The organism is Kocuria palustris, from assembly GCF_007666205.1.
Taxonomy (GTDB): Bacteria; Actinomycetota; Actinomycetes; order Actinomycetales; family Micrococcaceae; genus Kocuria; species Kocuria palustris_A.
This window is the reverse complement of sequence record NZ_VDOR01000003.1, coordinates 196,722-214,664: the sequence shown is the minus strand read 5'-3', so window position 1 is coordinate 214,664 and position 17,943 is coordinate 196,722. Positions and strand designations below refer to the sequence as shown.

General features: G+C 73.5%; 13 protein-coding genes. 12 read left to right on the top strand and 1 reads right to left on the bottom strand.

Annotated features, from left to right (window positions below; all coding sequences use genetic code 11):
* The first annotated feature begins 91 nt into the window (after positions 1 to 91).
* Both FSY66_RS05185 and FSY66_RS05180 read left to right on the top strand, forming a co-directional pair.
* A complete protein-coding gene (locus FSY66_RS05185; RefSeq protein WP_144791907.1) occupies positions 92 to 2,014 on the top strand; it encodes an FMN-binding glutamate synthase family protein in 1,923 nt (640 codons plus the stop codon).
* 54 nt (positions 2,015 to 2,068) lie between these two features.
* Positions 2,069 to 5,818: an AAA family ATPase gene (locus FSY66_RS05180; protein WP_144791905.1), complete on the top strand. Its 3,750-nt coding sequence runs from the start codon at positions 2,069 to 2,071 to the stop codon at positions 5,816 to 5,818.
* A gap of 9 nt (positions 5,819 to 5,827) precedes the next feature.
* On the opposite strand, the gene FSY66_RS05175 is transcribed toward FSY66_RS05180, so the two are convergent.
* Positions 5,828 to 7,102, bottom strand: coding sequence for an MFS transporter (locus FSY66_RS05175; protein WP_144791904.1), 1,275 nt, complete (start codon positions 7,100 to 7,102; stop codon positions 5,828 to 5,830).
* A gap of 72 nt (positions 7,103 to 7,174) precedes the next feature.
* Here FSY66_RS05175 and ftsY point away from each other — a divergent pair, with 72 nt between their 5' ends.
* From ftsY to FSY66_RS05125, 10 genes are all read left to right on the top strand, one after another.
* Positions 7,175 to 8,344, top strand: a complete 1,170-nt coding sequence (gene ftsY, locus FSY66_RS05170) for a signal recognition particle-docking protein FtsY (protein WP_144791901.1) — start codon at positions 7,175 to 7,177, stop codon at positions 8,342 to 8,344.
* A gap of 259 nt (positions 8,345 to 8,603) precedes the next feature.
* Positions 8,604 to 10,262 (top strand): signal recognition particle protein, encoded by a 1,659-nt coding sequence (gene ffh, locus FSY66_RS05165; RefSeq protein ID WP_144792183.1) that lies wholly within the window; start codon positions 8,604 to 8,606, stop codon positions 10,260 to 10,262.
* A 28-nt stretch (positions 10,263 to 10,290) separates the two neighbouring features.
* On the top strand, positions 10,291 to 10,779 hold the full coding sequence (locus tag FSY66_RS05160; RefSeq protein ID WP_144791899.1) for an NUDIX domain-containing protein: 489 nt from the start codon (positions 10,291 to 10,293) through the stop codon (positions 10,777 to 10,779).
* A 64-nt stretch (positions 10,780 to 10,843) separates the two neighbouring features.
* Entirely contained in the window at positions 10,844 to 12,223 is a 1,380-nt protein-coding gene (locus FSY66_RS05155) for a hypothetical protein (RefSeq protein ID WP_144791897.1), read from the top strand.
* A gap of 63 nt (positions 12,224 to 12,286) precedes the next feature.
* Positions 12,287 to 13,780: a sensor histidine kinase gene (locus FSY66_RS05150; protein WP_144791895.1), complete on the top strand. Its 1,494-nt coding sequence runs from the start codon at positions 12,287 to 12,289 to the stop codon at positions 13,778 to 13,780.
* Complete coding sequence (locus FSY66_RS05145; protein WP_144791893.1) at positions 13,777 to 14,508, top strand: response regulator transcription factor; 732 nt, start codon at positions 13,777 to 13,779, stop codon at positions 14,506 to 14,508. The genes FSY66_RS05150 and FSY66_RS05145 overlap by 4 nt, the downstream gene beginning before the upstream one ends.
* 168 nt (positions 14,509 to 14,676) lie before the next feature.
* Positions 14,677 to 15,651, top strand: a complete 975-nt coding sequence (locus FSY66_RS05140) for an ABC transporter ATP-binding protein (protein ID WP_144791891.1) — start codon at positions 14,677 to 14,679, stop codon at positions 15,649 to 15,651.
* Positions 15,648 to 16,892, top strand: a complete 1,245-nt coding sequence (locus FSY66_RS05135) for an ABC transporter permease (RefSeq protein ID WP_144791889.1) — start codon at positions 15,648 to 15,650, stop codon at positions 16,890 to 16,892. Before FSY66_RS05140 ends, FSY66_RS05135 begins: the two co-directional genes overlap by 4 nt.
* A gap of 226 nt (positions 16,893 to 17,118) precedes the next feature.
* Positions 17,119 to 17,571 (top strand): 30S ribosomal protein S16, encoded by a 453-nt coding sequence (gene rpsP, locus FSY66_RS05130; protein WP_144791887.1) that lies wholly within the window; start codon positions 17,119 to 17,121, stop codon positions 17,569 to 17,571.
* A gap of 2 nt (positions 17,572 to 17,573) precedes the next feature.
* Positions 17,574 to 17,816 (top strand): RNA-binding protein, encoded by a 243-nt coding sequence (locus FSY66_RS05125; protein WP_144792181.1) that lies wholly within the window; start codon positions 17,574 to 17,576, stop codon positions 17,814 to 17,816.
* The last annotated feature ends 127 nt before the right edge of the window (positions 17,817 to 17,943 follow it).

Genomic DNA, 17,943 nt, shown 5'->3' with positions numbered 1-17,943 from the left:
CAGTCTATCGACGTGGCCGGATGTCGCGTGACGGAGCGCTGAAATGTCCACGGTGCCCCCGAGGCGCCGCCCGATGGGCCACCATGGGCGCATGAACAATCGCTTCCTCATGGCCGGGGCCGTCGTCACCCTGGCCTTCGTCCTGCTCGTGGCCTATCTCGTGGGTCTGTGGGCCTGGATCTTCCTGGGCGTCGTGGCCCTGCTGCTGCTCGGCCTCGGCATCTGGGACGCCGTGCAGCCGCGCCACTCGATCCTGCGCAACTTCCCGGTGCTGGGCCACGCCCGCTACCTCCTGGAGTCCATCCGCCCCGAGATCCAGCAGTACTTCATCGAGAAGAACACCGAGGGCAAGCCGTTCAGCCGGGACCAGCGCTCGATCGTCTACGCGCGCTCGAAGGGCCAGGACGACCACAAGGCCTTCGGCACCGAGCGCTCGACCGACGAGATCGGCTACGAGTTCCTGCTGCACTCGACCGCCCCCGTCGCCCCGGCGGAGGAGCCCCCGACCGTGCGGGTGGGCGGCCCGGACTGCACGCAGCCCTACGACCTGGCGCTGATGAGCATCTCGTCGATGTCCTTCGGATCGCTGTCGAAGAACGCGGTGCTGGCCATGAACAAGGGCGCCGCGCTCGGCGGCTTCGTGCACGAGACCGGCGAGGGCGGACTGACCAAGTACCACCGCGGCAACGGCGCGGACCTGTTCTGGGAGATCGGCTCCGGCTACTTCGGCTGCCGCGACGACGACGGCCGCTTCCACCCCGAGCGCTTCGCGGAGAAGGCCCGTCTCGAGGAGGTCAAGGGCATCACGATCAAGCTCTCCCAGGGCGCCAAGCCCGGGCTGGGCGGCGTCCTGCCCGGCTCCAAGGTCACCCCCGAGATCGCCGAGGCCCGCGAGGTGCCCGAGGGCGTGGACTGCATCTCCCCGGCCTCCCACTCCGCGTTCGCGACCCCGCGCGAGATGGTCCGTTTCATCGGCCGGCTGCGCGAGCTCTCGGGCGGCAAGCCGATCGGCATCAAGCTCTGCGTCGGCTCGCGCACCGACGTCCTGGCGATGTGCAAGGCGATGTGGGAGGAGCGCATCGCCCCGGACTACATCATCGTGGACGGCTCGGAGGGCGGCACGGGCGCCGCCCCGCTCGAGTACTCGGACCACGTGGGCACCCCGCTCACGGAAGGGCTCATGCTCGTGCACAACGCGCTGGTCGGCACCGGGCTGCGGCACATGGTCCGCATCGGGGCCGCCGGCAAGGTCGTCTCCGGCTCGGACATCGTCAAGCGCCTGATCCAGGGCGCGGACTTCACCATGTCCGCCCGCGGCATGATGATGGCCACCGGCTGCATCCAGGCCCAGAAGTGCCACACCAACCACTGCCCCGTGGGCGTGGCCACGCAGGACGCCCGCCTCATGCGGGGCCTGGACGTGGAGGACAAGGCCAAGCGCGTGCACAACTACCAGAAGCTCACCGTGCGCGAGGCCGTGCAGATCATGGCCTCGATGGGCGTCACGAGCCCGTCGCAGCTCAATGCGCGGATGCTGCGGCGCCGCGTGGACCACCTCAGCACCCGCTCCTACGCCTCGATCTACAACTGGCTGCGCGAGGGGGAGCTGCTCGAGCAGCCGCCGCGCGGCTGGGCGGCCGACTGGGCCGAGGCCGACGCCGATCACTTCGGCGAGCACGCCCCGCTCGAGCACCTGGGCGACGGCGACCCCCGCTGGAACGACGAGCTCGCCGCGCAGACGGGCGTCCTGGCGCCCGTCGGATCGGGCAGCACCCTGGCGTCCTCGGCCGGCAGCCGCACGCCCGGCGGCCCCCGCCCGCAGCGCCCGGCGGCCCGGCAGCAGGACTCCGATCGGGTCGCCACGGCCCACGACGCGCAGGAGCAGGGCACCCAGCCGGCGCGCAGCGACGGCGACGAGGTCATCGGGCGCCCGGCGGCCAGCCGCTCGACGGTCACCGGCTCCACCCCCGTGATCGGCGACGGGACGCGTCCGGAGGGCCGCCCGGCCGACTGAGCCGAGGCGGTGTCCCGGCCGGGCGGGGGCGGGGGTCGGGGCTAGGCTCGTCGGGTGCATCTCAAGACCCTCACCGTGCGCGGCTTCAAGTCGTTCGCCTCGGCCACGAGCTTCGAGTTCGAGCCCGGCGTCACCTGCGTGGTGGGGCCGAACGGGTCGGGGAAGTCCAATGTCGTCGACGCCCTGTCGTGGGTCATGGGGGAGCAGGGCGCCAAGTCGCTGCGCGGCGGCAAGATGGAGGACGTCATCTTCGCGGGCACGTCCGGGCGCGCGGCCCTGGGCCGGGCCCACGTGGCGCTGACCATCGACAACACCGACGGCGCCCTGCCGATCGAGTACACCGAGGTCACGATCTCGCGCACCCTGTTCCGCACGGGCGGGTCCGAGTACGCGATCAACGGGCAGTCCTGCCGGCTGCTCGACATCCAGGAGCTGCTCTCGGACTCGGGCCTCGGCCGGGAGATGCACGTCGTCGTCGGGCAGGGCCAGCTGGACCGCATCCTGCATGCGACCCCCGAGGAGCGCCGCGGCTTCATCGAGGAGGCCGCCGGGATCCTCAAGCACCGGCGGCGCAAGGAGCGCACGATCCGCAAGCTCGAGGGCATGCAGGCCAACCTCGACCGCCTGGACGACCTGCTCTCCGAGATCCGCCGCCAGCTCACGCCGCTGGGCCGCCAGGCCAAGGTCGCCCGCCGCGCGCAGCGCATCCAGTTCGACGTCCGCGACGCCCGCTCCCGCCTGCTGGCCGACGATCTCGTGCAGGCCCGGTCCGCCCTGGCCGTCGACGAGCAGACGGAGCAGCGGCTGGCGGCGGAGAAGGAGGAGGCCGAGCGGCGGCTGGGCACCGGGCGGGCTCGGCAGAACGACCTCGAGACCCGCGCCGCACGGGCCGCCCCGGCGGTGACCGCGGCGCGCGAGACCTGGTACGAGCTCACCGCCGTGCGGGAGCGGCACCGCTCGCTGCAGCAGCTCGCGGGGGAGCGCCAACGGCTGCTGGGAGCCGCCGAGCCGACGCCGTCGACCGAGCGCGATCCGGACCGGCTGGCCGAGCAGGCGGCGCGCACCCGCGATGAGGAGCGGGAGGCGCTGGAGAAGGTCGAGGCGGCCGTCGACGCGCTGGCCGAGGCCATCCAGGACCGCGAGGACATCGAGTCCGAGGCCCGCGAGGCCGACAGAGCCGTGACCGCGATCCTGCAGGCGGCCGCCGATCGGCGCGAGGGCGTGGCCAGGCTCTCCGGCGGCGTGGGCGCTGCGCGCTCGCGGGTCGAGGCCGCCGAGAACGAGCTCGAGCGCCTGCGCGGCACCGAGCAGCAGGCCGCACAGCGCCGCATGGGCGCGCTGAGCCAGGTGGAGGCGCTGCGGGCCGCCGCCGAGGAGGCCGCCGAGGCCTCGCGCCGGGCCGCGTCCGAGCGCGACGAGGCGGTCGAGGCCTTCGATGCCGCCCGCGAGCTGCACCGGCAGGCAGAGGCCGCGCGCACCGAGGCGGTGCGCGCGCACGACGCCCAGGCCGCTCGCGCCGAGACGCTGCGGGCCTCGGTGCGCCAGCCCGACGGCACCGAGGCCGTCAAAGCGCAGTCCGCCGATGCCGTGGTGGCCGCCGTGGCCGAGGTCCTCACGATCTCCGCAGGCTGGGAGCGTGCGCTCACGGCGGCCCTGGGTCCGCTGGCCGAGGCGCTCGCGGTGCGCTCGCACGCCGCCGCGGCAGGCATCCTCGAATCCCTGCGCCAGGCGGACGCCGGGCGCGTGCACATGCTCGTGGCGGGCGGTCCTGATGCACCGGTGTCACAGCTGCCGGACGAGATCCGCGGCTATGCGGGCGTCGTGCCTGCTGCCGAGGCCGTCGACGCGGGGATGGGCGCGGGGGAGGCGGCGGCCGTCGTCGTCCAGCGCGTGCGCGCGGAGCTGGCGGGGACGGTGCTGGTCTCGGACGCGGCCACCGCCGTGCGCCTGACCGGCGATCACCCGCAGGTGCGCGCCGTGACCCGCGACGGCGACGTCTTCGCCCCGAACAGCGCGTGGGGCGGTGCGCGCGAGGCCGCCGGCTCGCTGGAGATCCGGGCGCAGGCCGAGGCCGCCGAGGCCGAGCTGGCGTCGCTGCGGGACACGCTGGATCGGGCCACGGAGGCCGCCGGGTCGGCCGCCGCGGAGCGGGATCGGCTGCGTCCGCTGGCCGAGGCCGCCCGCAAGGCGGCACAGGAGGCCGAGAAGGCCGAGCGCGAGGCCTCCGGCGCATCGTCGCGCACCGAGGCCGTGCTGGACTCCGCGCAGGCCGAGTCCGATCGCTTCCAGCGCCAGGTGGCCCAGGCCCAGGACCAGGTGGCCGCGCATCAGCGCGCTCTCACGGAGGCGGTCACGCGGCTGGAGGCCGCCCAAGAGGACCACGACGACGACGAGTCCGAGCGCGCCCATCTGGAAGCCGTGGCGCGGCGGGACTCCTCGCAGCGCGAGGCGTCGCAGGCGCGGCAGGCCGAGACCGAGGCCCGGCTGGCCCTGCGCTCGCTCGAGGAGCAGGCCCGGGCCCTGGGCAATCGAGCGCATTCGCAGGAGCGCGCCGCGGCGACCGAGCGGCGCGCCCGGGAGGAGGCGGCCCGTCGCGCCGAGCGGCGCCGGCAGCAGGCCCGCAGCGCCCAGGCCGTGCTGGCCGCGGTGGGCCAGATCCTCGTGCGCATCGACGCCTCCGTGGAGCGCGCCGAGGCCGAGCGCCAGGACGCCGAGCAGATCCGCCAGCGCCTGGACGCCGAGCTGCAGGAGGTGCGCACCGCCAACGACGCCCTGGCCTCCCGGCTGGCCCAGCTCACCGACGAGGTGCACCGCGACGAGGTCGCCCGGGCTCAGAAGCGCGCGCGCATCGAGACCCTCGAGCAGCGCTCGCTGGACGAGCTCGGCCTGACGCCCGACGCCCTGATCGACAACTGCGGACCGCACCTGCCCATCCCGGACGCCGACGCGATCCTGGAGGCCTCGCAGCGCCGCGACGAGCGCGTCGCCGCCGCTGCTGCACGCCGTGAGCTGGAGGCCGAGCAGCACGGGATCACCCCGGAGGAGCTGGCGCAGGCGCAGGGGGCGCCGCAGCCGTCGTCGGGAACCTCGGATGCTGCGGACGTCGAGGATCCCCAGGAGTCCGACGACGAGCCCGCGGGCATCCCCTTCGTGCGGGAGCAGCAGGAGAAGCGCCTGGCCGCCGCGGAGCGGGACCTCGCGAAGCTCGGCAAGGTCAACCCGCTGGCCCTCGAGGAGTTCGCCGCGCTCGAGGAGCGGCACGCCTTCCTCTCGGAGCAGCTCGAGGACCTGCACCGCTCGCGGGCCGACCTGCGGCAGATCATCCGCGACGTCGACGAGCACGTGGAGCAGGTCTTCACCGAGGCCTGGCACGACGTCGAGCGCGAGTTCGTGACGGTCTTCGCGACGCTGTTCCCGGGCGGCGAGGGGCGGCTGCGGCTCACGGACCCGTCGGACATGCTCGGCACGGGCATCGACGTGGAGGCGCGCCCGGCCGGGAAGAAGATCAAGCGGCTGTCGCTGCTCTCGGGCGGCGAGCGGTCGCTGACGGCGATCGCGATGCTGGTGGCGATCTTCCGGGCCAGGCCCTCGCCGTTCTACATCATGGACGAGGTCGAGGCGGCCCTCGACGACCGGAACCTGGGCCGGCTGCTCACGATCTTCCAGCAGCTGCAGGAGACCTCCCAGCTGATCGTCATCACGCACCAGAAGCGCACGATGGAGATCGCCGATGCCGTCTACGGCGTGGCCATGCGCGACGGCGTCACCACCGTGCTGGGCCAGCGCCTGAAGGAGATGCGCTGAGCGGACCCGTCAGTCCTGGCCCTCGTCCTTGCGCACGCGGGGCACGGAGCCGGTGGGGACGGCCTCCACATCGGGGCGCCTGAGGGTGTCGGCGACGGGAGCCCAGGCCAGGGCGGCCACGGCCATCAGCGCGCCCGAGACCAGGAAGGCCGGGCCGAAGCCCGCAGCATCCACGAGCGCGCCGGCGAGGATCGGGCCCAGGATCTGCCCGGCGTCCTGGCTCATCTGGAACCGGGAGAGCACGGTGCCCCCGGATCGCTCGGGGCCGATGACGTCGGCCACCGCCGCCTGCTGGCCCGGGTTCAGGGTGCCCGAGCCCACGCCGGAGAGGAACGAGGCGGCGGCGAAGACCCACACGCTCTCGGTGAGCCCGATGACGGCCGTCATGACTCCGGCGAGCAGGAGGCCGCCGATCACGAGGGGCTTGCGGCCCATGGTGTCGGCGACGCGCCCGGAGAACATGAGCGCCAGCGCGGATCCTGCCGCGAACACCGTGAGAGCGATGCCGGACAGCGCGGGGCCCGCCCCGAACACGGCGGAGGCGATCAGCGGGATCAGCGCGACCCGGATGCCCATCGAGGTCCAGCCGTTGGCGAAGCCCGAGACCAGGGCCGCGCGGTAGGCGCCGAACCCCCAGGCCTCGCGGAACGTCATCCGCACCTGGTTCTTCTGGGCGCGGCGGTCGCTCAGGGACTCGGGGGAGATCAGCCGCAGCACGACGCCGGCGGCCAGCAGGATCGCCGCGCCGTAGATGATGAAGGGCGCCTGCATGCCCAGCCCGGCCAGCAGCCCGCCGATCACGGGCCCCAGGATGCCGCCGATCAGGAAGGTCGAGGCGTACATCCCCGAGATGCGCCCGCGCGAGTCCGGGGGAGCCAGCCGCACGATCAGCCCCATGGCCGAGACGGTGAACATCGTGGAGCCCAGCCCGCCGAGTCCGCGGAAGAGCAGCAGCTGCCAGTAGGTCTGGGCGAAGGCCGTGGCGAACGACGACAGCGCGACGATCACCAGCCCGATGATGTAGGTCCGGCGCTCTCCGATGGAGTCCAGGATCCGCCCGCCGGCGGGGGCGAAGATCAGCCGGCAGAACGCGAACGCGGACACCACGGCCGAGGCCGCCGCCACCCCGACGCCGAAGCTGGCCGCGTACTGCGGGAGCACGGGCGCCACGAGCCCGTAGCCGACCGCGATCGCGAACGCCGCGGCGATCAGCACGAGGATCTCGCGGGGGACGGGGGTCTTGGCGGGCTTCGGGGCGCGGGCGGAGGACGAGGAGGAGGCCATCACCCGCGCAGTCTAGGAGAGCCCTCGGACGGGGCAGGGCCCCCGGGGCGGGCGACCCCGAATCGTGGTGCAATGGGGCACGTGGACCAGATACTCGCTCAGATTCCCGTCTTCGTGTACGTGCTGATCGCCGTCGTGGTGCTGGCGCTGCTGGGCTTCGTGCTCCTGCGCGGCCCCAAGGCGCCCCCCGGCGGCTATGACTCGACCCGCGACGCCGACGACCCGGTCCCCGGGGCCCCCGACGGCTCCGAGGGCGGTGCGGCGTCCGGCGGCTCCGGCTCCGCGGCCCGGACCAGGACCCCGGAGCTGGACACCCCCGAGTCCGCCGGCTCCCGCATGGCGCGGCTGCGCGGCCGCCTGGCCAAGTCCAACAACGTGTTCGGCCGCGGGCTGCTCGCGCTGCTGTCGCGCGACGACATCGATCAGGACGTCTGGGACGAGATCGAAGAGACCCTGCTCATGGCGGATCTCGGCACCGATGCCTCGATGGAGCTCGTGGAGAACCTCCAGGTGCGGGTCAAGGCCGAGGGCACCCAGGATCCCCAGCACGTCCGGAGGATGCTGCGCGAGGAGCTGCTCAAGCTGGTCGACCCGGGCATGGACCGCTCGCTGGCCGTGACCCGCAAGGGCGAGACCCCCGCGGTGATGCTGGTCGTGGGCGTCAACGGCGTGGGCAAGACCACGACCGTGGGCAAGCTCGCCCGGGTGCTCGTGGCCGAGGACAAGGACGTCATGCTGGGCGCGGCCGACACGTTCCGCGCCGCGGCCGCCGATCAGCTGCAGACCTGGGGCAACCGCGTGGGGGTGCCCACGGTGCGCTCGGAGGTCGAGGGCGCGGATCCCGCGTCGGTGGCCTTCGACGCGGTGCGGACCGGGATCGACTCCGAGGTCGACGTCGTGATGATCGACACCGCCGGGCGCCTGCAGAACAAGGCCGGGCTGATGGACCAGCTCGGCAAGATCAAGCGCGTGGTCGGCAAGGCCGCCGAGGTCGACGAGGTCCTGCTCGTCATCGACGCCACGACCGGGCAGAACGGCATGACCCAGGCCAAGGTCTTCTCGGAGGCCGTGGACGTCACCGGCATCGTGCTGACCAAGCTCGACGGCACCGCCAAGGGCGGCATCGTGGTCGCGATCCAGCGCGAGCTGGGCGCCCCCGTGAAGCTCATCGGCCTGGGCGAGGGTCCCGACGACCTGGCGCCGTTCGACGCCGAGCAGTTCGTGGACGCCCTGCTCGAGTGAGCCTCCGGCCGCCCGCGCCCCGGCGGCGGATCGCATGACGGGCCCGGCCCCTCCCGCTCGCGGCGGAGGGGCCGGGCCCTTCGTCGTCCCCGCCGCGCGCCGAGGCGGCGGCAGGCATTGCTACCCTGGAGCACTGATCCCGTGCATGGCCCGCCATGCACCCTCGGGGGCGACGACGGCGCGAGCGCCCGGCCGCGCCGTCGTCGCACGGCCGCAGCGGCGCGCCCCCGGACCATCGAAGATCCACAGCGAGGACCACGTGTTCAACTCCCTCTCCGACCGCTTGACCGCGACGTTCAAGAACCTGCGCGGGAAGGGCAAGCTCTCCGAGGCCGATGTCGACGCCACCGTGCGCGAGATCCGCCGCGCCCTGCTCGACGCCGACGTCGCCGTGCCCGTGGTCCGCGAGTTCACCGCTGCGATCAAGGAGCGGGCGCTGTCGGCCGAGGTCAACGAGGCCCTCAACCCGGGCCAGCAGGTCGTCAAGATCGTCGACGAGCAGCTCCGGGAGATCCTGGGCGGGCAGACCCGCCGGATCCGCATGGCCAAGAGCGGACCCACGATCATCATGCTCGCGGGCCTGCAGGGCGCGGGCAAGACCACTCTGGCCGGCAAGCTGGGCCACTGGCTCAAGGGCCAGGGGCACCGCCCCCTGCTCGTGGCCTCCGACCTCCAGCGCCCGAACGCGGTGACCCAGCTGCAGGTCGTGGGCGAGCGGGCCGGGGTCCCCGTCTGGGCCCCGCACCCGGGCACGACCTCCGAGTCCGACGACCCCACGGGCGATCCCGTGGCCGTGGCCCGGGACGGCGTGGAGCACGCCCGCGCCAAGCTCTACGACGTCGTCATCGTGGACACCGCCGGCCGCCTGGGCGTCGATCAGCCGCTCATGCGCCAGGCCCGCGACATCCGCGACGCTGTCCAGCCCGACGAGGTCCTCTACGTCATCGACGCCATGATCGGCCAGGACGCGGTCCAGACCGCCCAGGCCTTCAACGAGGGCGTGGACTTCACGGGCGTGGTGCTCTCCAAGCTCGACGGCGACGCCCGCGGCGGCGCGGCCCTGTCGGTGGCCTCGGTGACCGGCAAGCCCATCATGTTCGCCTCGACCGGCGAGGGCGTGAAGGACTTCGAGCAGTTCCACCCGGACCGCATGGCCTCGCGCATCCTGGACATGGGCGATGTCATGACCCTGATCGAGCAGGCCGAGAAGACCTGGGATCAGGCCGAGGCCCAGAAGATGGCCAAGAAGTTCGCCGATCAGGAGGACTTCACCTTCGAGGACTTCCTGGCCCAGATGCAGCAGCTCAAGAAGATGGGCTCCATGAAGAAGCTGCTCGGCATGATGCCGGGCATGGCGGGCATGCGCGAGCAGCTCGAGAACTTCGACGAGTCCGCGCTGACCCGCATCGAGGCCATCATCCAGTCCATGACCCCGCACGAGCGCGTGGCCCCCAAGATCATGAACGGCTCGCGCCGCGCGCGCATCGCCAAGGGCTCGGGCGCCACGGTGCAGGAGGTCAACCAGCTCATGGAGCGGTTCGGCCAGGCCCAGAAGATGATGCGCAAGATGTCCCAGGGCAAAGGCATGCCGAACCTCGGCGCCATGGGCGGCGGCTCCCCGGGCATGGGCCCGCAGGGCGGCGGCAATCCGATGGCCGGCATGCAGGGGATGCAGGGCATGCAGGGGATGGGCGGCATGCAGGGCCTGCCCGGCGGCGCCGGCGGCGGCTCCAGGTCGTCCAAGGGCAAGGCCAAGAAGAAGGGCTCGCGCTCGGGCAACCCGGCCAAGCGCGCCCAGGAGGCCGCGGCCGCCCAGAACCGCAGCAAGACGCCCCAGGGATCGGCGTTCGGGCAGCAGAAGAGCGCCGAGCCGGATCTGAAGGATCTGCCCAAGGGCTTCGAGAAGTTCCTCAAGTGATCCCGCGCCCCTGACCGAAAGGCCTCCGATGTCCTCGTACCTGCCCGAGAACGAGCTCAAGGCGTTCATCGCCTCCCTCCCCACGCGCCGGCTGGCGTCCTCGGCGCTGATCCGCGATCCGCGCGGGCGCGTGCTCATCGTCGAGCCCAACTACAAGGACGGCTGGACGCTGCCCGGGGGCACGGTCGAGGCCGGCGAGGATCCCCGCACGGGGTGCTTCCGCGAGGTCGTCGAGGAGGTCGGGCTGCATCTGCCGGAGGGGCGGCTGCTCGTGGTCGCCCACGGCGTCGCCGCCGGCATCTGGGGCGATTCGGCCACGTTCCTCTACGACGGCGGCGTCATCCCCGAGGACACCGAGATCACGGTCCAGGAGGAGGAGCTGCTCAGCCACCGCTGGGCCGCCCCCGACGAGATCCTCGGCCTGCTGGGGGAGCGCATGGGGCGCATCATCCTCAGCGGCCTCGAGCAGCTCGAGACCGGGACGGTCTCGGAGTTCGTGCTCGACGGGCGCCGCTGAGGCTCTCGGCGGAATCCCGGGATGCGACCGGTGGGCCCAGGGGCCCGCGGGTAGCATGGCGCGCATGACCACCCCCTCTTCCGGACCCCAGAATCCTTCGTCCGCCGGACCCGACGGCCCCGGAGATCCCGGCGCGGCGCCCGGCGGCGGCTCCGGCGCGCCGTCCGGCCACGGCCGGTCCGCGCTGGACGGCTGGTCGGTGCTGCCGCTGGCCGTGCGCATCAGCGGGCGCACGTCCGTCCCCGACGTCGACGCCGCCGATCTGCTCGGCCCGGACACGCCGGAGGCCGACCCCGTGGGGGGCTTCGTGCCCACGGCCCAGGGCATCCGCAAGGTCCTCGGGCATCACCGCGCCGTCGCGGCCTCCGCCGAGGGGCCCGACTACCTGCAGATCGCCGTCCTGATCGACGAGGACGGCCGCGCCGCCACCGTCGGCGAGCACGGCGCGGTCGTGGCGGGCGAGGGCGTCGAGGAGATCGCCGCCTCGGTCCACCGCATCACCGGGCAGGTCCTGGAGCCGCAGCACCCCCGCCTGCGGCGGGCCCTGATCGTGCACGCCGACGCCCCCGAGATGCCGCTGCTGGCCAGCAGCGCGGGCGTGGGATTCCGCGCCGCGAGCCGCGACGGCTGGTCCGTGGTCGTGGCCGACGACGACGCCGCGTGGTGGGCCCTGCGCACCGGCATCACCGGAACGGCCGTCGCGCTGGCCTCCGACGGCGCGGCGCGCTCGCTCGAGGTCCTGCTCGACGGCGACGGCGTGGGACGCGCGGATGCGGCCCGGACGCAGTCGCCGGGGCGGGTCTCGGCGGAGGCCCCGGGCCCCGACTCGGGGGCGGCGTGCGGCCTGTCCTGGGTGCCCGCGTGGACCGCCGTGTCGATCGACGACGACGGCACCCCGGCGGCTCGCCTCACCCGCGAGGTGATCGAGCTGTGCGACGGGCAGACCCCGCAGGTCCACATCGAGTCCGTGGCCTCGGTCTTCGACCTCGATCCGGTGCAGACCACCCGGCTGCGCAACTACGTCGAGGGGGAGTCGTCCTCCCTGGTCCTGGAGTCGGTCCTGCAGCTGCTCGAGCTCCCGGTCCTGGGCGCCAAGATCGTCGAGGGGCAGAAGCCGCTCGAGGAGATCGAGGGGCTGCAGCGCTATGAGCCGGCGAGCGTCCGGGAGGCGCTGGTCCAGGGTCTCGCGCAGCAGCCCACGGGCGGGGGCAGCCTCTCCGCGCTGCAGGCCCGCCTGGCCAGGCACCCGGAGCTCCTGCTGGCCATCGCCGGCACGGAGACCGCCGCCGGCCTCGGGCTCGCGGCCCTGGCCCGCCGCGGCGGACGCGCAGGGAGGGTGCTCGGCTCGCTGTCGGGACTGGCGTTCGCCGATGCGGCCACGGTCTCGGCGCTCTACGCCGCCGTGCGCCGGCAGCGCCGCGGGCAGGGCGGCGCCCAGGACTGAACGGCGCCCGGCTCCGTCGCACGGCGGATCCGCAGGCCGCCCGCGGCCGATAGCCTGCCGGACGTGGACGACGACACTCGGAGGCAGAGGACCCGGCGCGGCGGGCCGCGCCCCGTCGAGCCGCGGCGATCGCTCGGCGAGCGCATCGACCGGCTGCTGACGGATCCGTCGGAGCCCGACTGGCGCCGGCCGCGCCCCGGGCCTGCGAGTCTGCGGGCCGACGTGCTCGGGGCCGCGGCCCTGCTGGGCCTGTCGATGCTGCTGCTGGCGCTCATCGAGAGCTTCGCCGGCACCGATGACGACAGCCCCCGCTGGCTCGGCTACCTGATGGTCGCCCTGCAGATCCTGCCGCTGGCCGCGCGCCGGCTGCGGCCCGGAGCGGTCATGGTCTGCAGCACGGCCGTGTACGTGACCGGCTACTACCTCGCGCCCCAGGCGGCGGGCCAGTCCGGCACCGTGCTCGGGCTCTACATCGCCGTCTACAGTCTCGTGGCATGGGGCCGATCCCGGCAGGCCGTTCGGGTGCTGGTGGTGCTGTTCGTCGTCTTCCTGCTCGTGTGGGTCGCGATCGACCTGGCGGTGACGAGCTCGTACTCGGAGATGGTCGAGGAGCTCGACTCCCAGGCCGGGCCGTTCGAGCCCATGACGGCCTTCTCGGTCTACACGTTCGCGATCAACGTCCTGGGCTTCGGCTTCACGATCCACCTCGGCCAGACGGCGTGGCGCTCGGCGCTGCGCGATTACCAGAACCGCGCGCAGGCCGAGCAGATCCGCTGCCAGTCCGAGCGCCTCGCCCGCCAGGCGGTCGTGGACGAGCGGCTGCGCATCGCCCGCGAGCTGCACGACGTGATCGCCCATCACGTCTCCGCGATCGGCATCCAGGCCGGCGCGGCCCGCAAGGTCCTGCGCCGGGATGCCGAGCTCGCCGAGGAGGCTCTGCGCACGGTCGAGGCCTCGAGCCGGCAGGCCGTCTCGGAGACGCGCCAGCTGCTCGGAGTCCTGCGCGAGGAGACCGGGCCCGAGGACGATCCGCCGGCAGGGGCGGCGGGCATCGCGGCCAGTCCGGGCCCGCGGCTCGACGACGTCGAGGAGCTCGTGGCCGAGCACGCCCGCCGCGGTCTGGAGGTCACCCTGACCTGGGCGCTGGCCGAGGACCTCGACCCGCAGGCCCTCCCGCCCGCGCTGAGCCTGTCGATGTACCGCTGCGTGCAGGAGGCGCTGTCCAATGTCGCGCGCCATTCCAGCGCGGTGCGCGCCGCCGTGGTGATCCGCTCGATCGGCTCCGCGGACGGCTCGGGGGAGTCGATCGAGCTCGAGGTGCTCGACGCGGGCCGGCCCCGCCCCGGCACGGCCGGCTCCGGGTTCGGTCTCACCGGGCTGCGGGAGCGCGTCCAGCTGCACGGCGGCAGCACCGAGATCGGCCCGCGCGAGCCCGGACCGGGTTGGCGCGTGCGGGCGAGGCTCCCCCTGGCGCGGACCGCGGACCGGCCCGAGCCGGGGACGGCCCGGGCGCGTCCCGAGCGGCCTTCGGCAGGAGTGAGAGGATCGAGGCCATGATCTCCGTGCTGCTGGCCGACGACCACGCCCTCGTGCGCTCCGGCTTCGCGATGGTCCTGTCCGTCGAGGAGGACATCGAGGTGCTCGGCCAGGCCGCGGACGGCGCGCAGGCCGTGGAGCGGGTCCGCGACGGAGACGTGGACATCGTGCTGATGGACGTGCAGATGCCCGTCATGGACGGCCTCGAGGCCACCCGGCGCATCGTGGCCGCCGGCGGGGCCAAGGTCATCATCCTGACGACCTTCGACCGCGACGACTACCTGTTCGAGGCGCTGCGCGCCGGGGCGTCGGGATTCCTGCTCAAGAACGCCGACCCCGATGCCCTGGTGGAGGCCGTGCGCTCGGTGGCCGAGGGCCACGCCCTGCTCGCCCCCGAGGCGACCGTCCGCGTCATCCGGCGCTGGGCGGCCTGGGATGCCCGCGGCAAGGAGCCGGCGCGCGGTGCCGCCGCCCCGGGGACTCCGGAGGCCCCGGGGCCCGCGGCGACCGGAGGACCGCGGTCCCACCCGGAGCACGACCGGATCCTGGGCAGCCTCACCGAGCGCGAGTCCGAGATCCTGATCCTGATGGCCGACGGCCTGTCGAACGCCGAGATCGCCCAGCGGCTCGTCGTCGGGGCCGCCACGGTCAAGACGCACGTGTCCAACGTGCTGGCCAAGACGGGCAGCCGGGATCGGGTGCAGGCGGTCGTGTTCGCGCACCGGGCCGGGGTGGCCGACCGCGGCTGAGCAGGGCTCGTCGGCTCCGCCCCGCGGGGGAGCGGGAGCCTGCCGCGGGAGCCGGGGCCGGTGGCGGATCAGCCCCTGGGCGGAGGCCTCGGGCCCCGGGCGCTCCTAGCCTGGGAGCAGACCGGCCGCGGGATCCCCGCGGCGCCGCACAGAGACCGGGGGCCCGATGTGAGCACCGCGCACCGCCCATCTGATCCGGCCGCGGAGGCGCGCACTGCCGCCCCGGACCGGACCGCCACCTACTCCCCGCCGCGGACGGGGCACCGGCTGGAGGTGCGCGGGCTGACCCGCACCTTCGGGCAGAAGAGGGCCGTCGACGACGTGGGCTTCACGGTCGAGCCCGGCGGGATGACCGGCTTCATCGGCGCCAACGGCGCCGGCAAGACCACGACCATGCGCATGATGATGGGCGTGCTGCGCATCCACGGCGGCGAGGTGCTGTGGGACGGCCGACCGATCACGGCGGCGGATCGCGCCGGCTTCGGCTACATGCCCGAGGAGCGGGGCCTGTACCCCAAGCAGGGGATCCTGGACCAGCTCGGCTACCTCGGCCAGCTCCACGGCATGCAGCGCAGCGAGGCGCTGCGAGAGGCCGGCGAGCTGCTCGAGCGCTTCGACCTCGCCGATCGCGCCAAGGACAGGCTCGAGACGCTGTCGCTCGGCAATCAGCAGCGCGTCCAGGTGGCAGCGGCCCTGCTGCACCGCCCCGATGCGCTGATCCTGGACGAGCCGTTCTCCGGGCTGGACCCGGCGGCCGTCGACTCGATGGTGGATCTGCTGCGCGAGCACATGGCCCGCGGCGTGCCCGTCCTGTTCTCCTCGCACCAGCTCGACCTCGTCGACCGGCTGTGCGACTCCATGGTCATCCTCGCGGACGGCCGCGTGCTCGAGCACGGCACCGCCGAGCAGCTGCGGGCCGCGCGTCCGCTGAGCCACCTGCTGCGCTGCAGCCAGGACGTCGGCTGGGTGCGCGAGGTCCCCGGCGTCCGGGTCGAGGACCTCGACGGCAGCCGCGCGACCGTCCGGCTCGACGACGACCGGGCGCGCACCGAGCTGCTGGGCCGGGCGCTCGAGCGCGGTCTCCTGGAGTTCACCGACCTGGCTCCCTCCCTGTCCGAGATCTACCGCGAGGTGACCCGATGAGCCCCCGGACCCCTGAGACCGCGTCCCCGCAGACCGCTTCGCAGCAGAGCGGCGAGCCCGCGCCCGCCCCGGAGCAGCGGGCCGTGCAGCGGCCCTGGCTGGTCGTGCTGCTGCGCGAGCTCGGCGTGAAGGCCCGCGACCGCTCCGTGCTGATCTCGACCGCCGTGACGCTCGCGCTGATCGTCGGCGGGCTGGTGCTGTCCTCGGTCCTCTCCGAGCGCAGCGCCGGGACCGCCTACGACCTGGCGGCCGTCGGCGACGGGGCCGCCGCCATGGCCGAGGCCGCCGAGCAGAGCCTGGGCGACGAGGACACGGTCGAGGCCCGGGAGGCCTCACGGGCCGAGGCCGAGGGGCTGCTGGCCGACGACGAGGTCGATGCGGCCCTGGTCCACGAGGACGGCTCCTGGCTCCTGCTCGGCGGCGACGAGCTGAGCGGGACGCTCGAGCAGGCGGTCACGCAGTCGGTGTCCGCGGCGACCATCGGGCAGAACGCACAGGCCGCGGGGACCTCGATGGAGGAGCTCTCCCGGGGCTCCGAGGTGCGCGTCGAGCACCTCGGCGGGGAGGACCGCGCGGCGGCCTCGTTCATCCTGCGCTACGCCTTCGCCTTCCTCTTCTACATGGCCGCCATCATGTTCGGCGTGGCGATCGCCAACTCGGTCCTCGAGGAGAAGCAGAACCGGGTCGTCGAGATCCTGGCCACGGCGATCCCGGTGCGCCAGATCCTCTACGGGAAGGTGCTCGGCAACTGCGTCATGGCCTTCGTGCAGATGGGCCTCTACGCCGGCGTCGGCCTGCTCGTCGCCACGGCGCTCGGCCTGAGCGACGGGCTCGGCTGGGCGATGTCCGCCTCGGGGTGGTTCATCGCGTTCTTCGTCGTGGGCTTCGCCGCCCAGGCCGCCATCTGGGCGGCCCTCGGCTCGCTGGCCTCGCGCAGCGAGGACCTCAGCACGTCCATGACGCCCATCATGACCGTGCTCGTCGCGGCCATGATGGTGGGCATGTTCGCGAGCGGGCCCTGGCTGGCGATCGCCTCCTACATCCCCATCATGTCCTCGATCGCCATGCCGGTCCGTCTGCTCGAGGGCGAGGCCGCTGCCTGGGAGCCCATCGCCTCCCTTGCGGTGTGCCTGGTCTTCGGGTGGGTCATGCTGCGGATCGGGGAGAAGGTCTACCAGCGCGCCGTGTTCCAGGGCGGCCGCTCGCTCTCGTGGCGCCAGGCCCTGCAGCTCGAGGACTGAGCGGGGGCTCTCGGGAGCCGCGCGCACGGTGAGCAGGATCGCACGGCGGGCCGCGCCGTCGTCGGGGGCCGTGCTTGACAGGTCTGGCACAATAGCGGGGTACCCGAATCGGTCGGACCCTCTCTCCGTCCGGATTCGCGTCCACAGGGTGCACCCACAGATCGGCCCGCCCCACGGGAGCGTGACCGGTGCGCCCGTCTCTGAACACCAAGGAGAGATTGCACAAGTGGCAGTCAAGATTCGTCTGAAGCGCATGGGCAAGATCCGCGATCCGCGCTACCGCGTCGTGGTCGTGGACTCCCGCAAGAAGCGCGATGGCCGCGTGATCGAGGAGGTCGGCATCTACCAGCCGACCGAGAACCCCTCGCTCATCCGCATCACCTCGGACCGCGTCCAGTACTGGCTCGGCGTCGGCGCGCAGCCGTCCGAGACCGTCATGGCGCTGCTCAAGGTCACCGGCGACTGGCAGAAGTTCAAGGGCCTGCCGGGCTCCGAGGGCACGCTGAAGCAGCCCAAGGCCAAGGCCGAGTTCGTGGCCGAGGACAAGGGATCGGTCATCATCCCCGAGGCGATCACCCCCAAGGTCGAGCAGACCGAGGACTCCGGCGAGGCCGAGTCCGCGGAGGCTCCGGCCGAGGGCGCCGCGGAGGAGACCGCCGAGGCCGAGAAGGCCGAGTGACCATGCTCGCCGACGCGTTGGAGCACCTCGTCCGCGGCATCGTGGACAACCCGGAGGACGTCGACGTCAGCGCCAAGAACGGCCGGCGGGGGGAGACCCTCGAGGTGCGCGTGCACCCGGACGATCTCGGCCGCGTGATCGGGCGCCACGGCCGCACGGCGGCTTCGCTGCGCACCGTGATCAGCGCCCTGTCGGACTCCGAGGGCGTCCGGGTCGACGTCGTCGACACCGACCGCCGACGCTGAGGCGAGCGGGTCATCCGACCCTGCACGACGCGTCGTGCCGCACTGCGGCCCCCGCCCCCCCCCCCGGGGGGGGGGGCGGGGGGGGGCCCCCCCCCCCCCCCCCCCCCGGGGGGGGGGGGGGGGGGGG

Excerpts from the sequence above, each read along its gene's own strand:
- FSY66_RS05185 (WP_144791907.1), top strand. The coding sequence starts at position 92 with ATGAACAATCGCTTCCTCATGGCCGGGGCCGTCGTCACCCTGGCCTTC.
- FSY66_RS05160 (WP_144791899.1), top strand. The coding sequence starts at position 10,291 with ATGTCCTCGTACCTGCCCGAGAACGAGCTCAAGGCGTTCATCGCCTCC.
- ftsY (WP_144791901.1), top strand. The coding sequence starts at position 7,175 with ATGGGGCACGTGGACCAGATACTCGCTCAGATTCCCGTCTTCGTGTAC.
- FSY66_RS05155 (WP_144791897.1), top strand. The coding sequence starts at position 10,844 with ATGACCACCCCCTCTTCCGGACCCCAGAATCCTTCGTCCGCCGGACCC.
- FSY66_RS05145 (WP_144791893.1), top strand. The coding sequence starts at position 13,777 with ATGATCTCCGTGCTGCTGGCCGACGACCACGCCCTCGTGCGCTCCGGC.
- FSY66_RS05135 (WP_144791889.1), top strand. The coding sequence starts at position 15,648 with ATGAGCCCCCGGACCCCTGAGACCGCGTCCCCGCAGACCGCTTCGCAG.
- FSY66_RS05125 (WP_144792181.1), top strand. The coding sequence starts at position 17,574 with ATGCTCGCCGACGCGTTGGAGCACCTCGTCCGCGGCATCGTGGACAAC.
- FSY66_RS05175 (WP_144791904.1), bottom strand. The coding sequence starts at position 7,102 with ATGGCCTCCTCCTCGTCCTCCGCCCGCGCCCCGAAGCCCGCCAAGACC.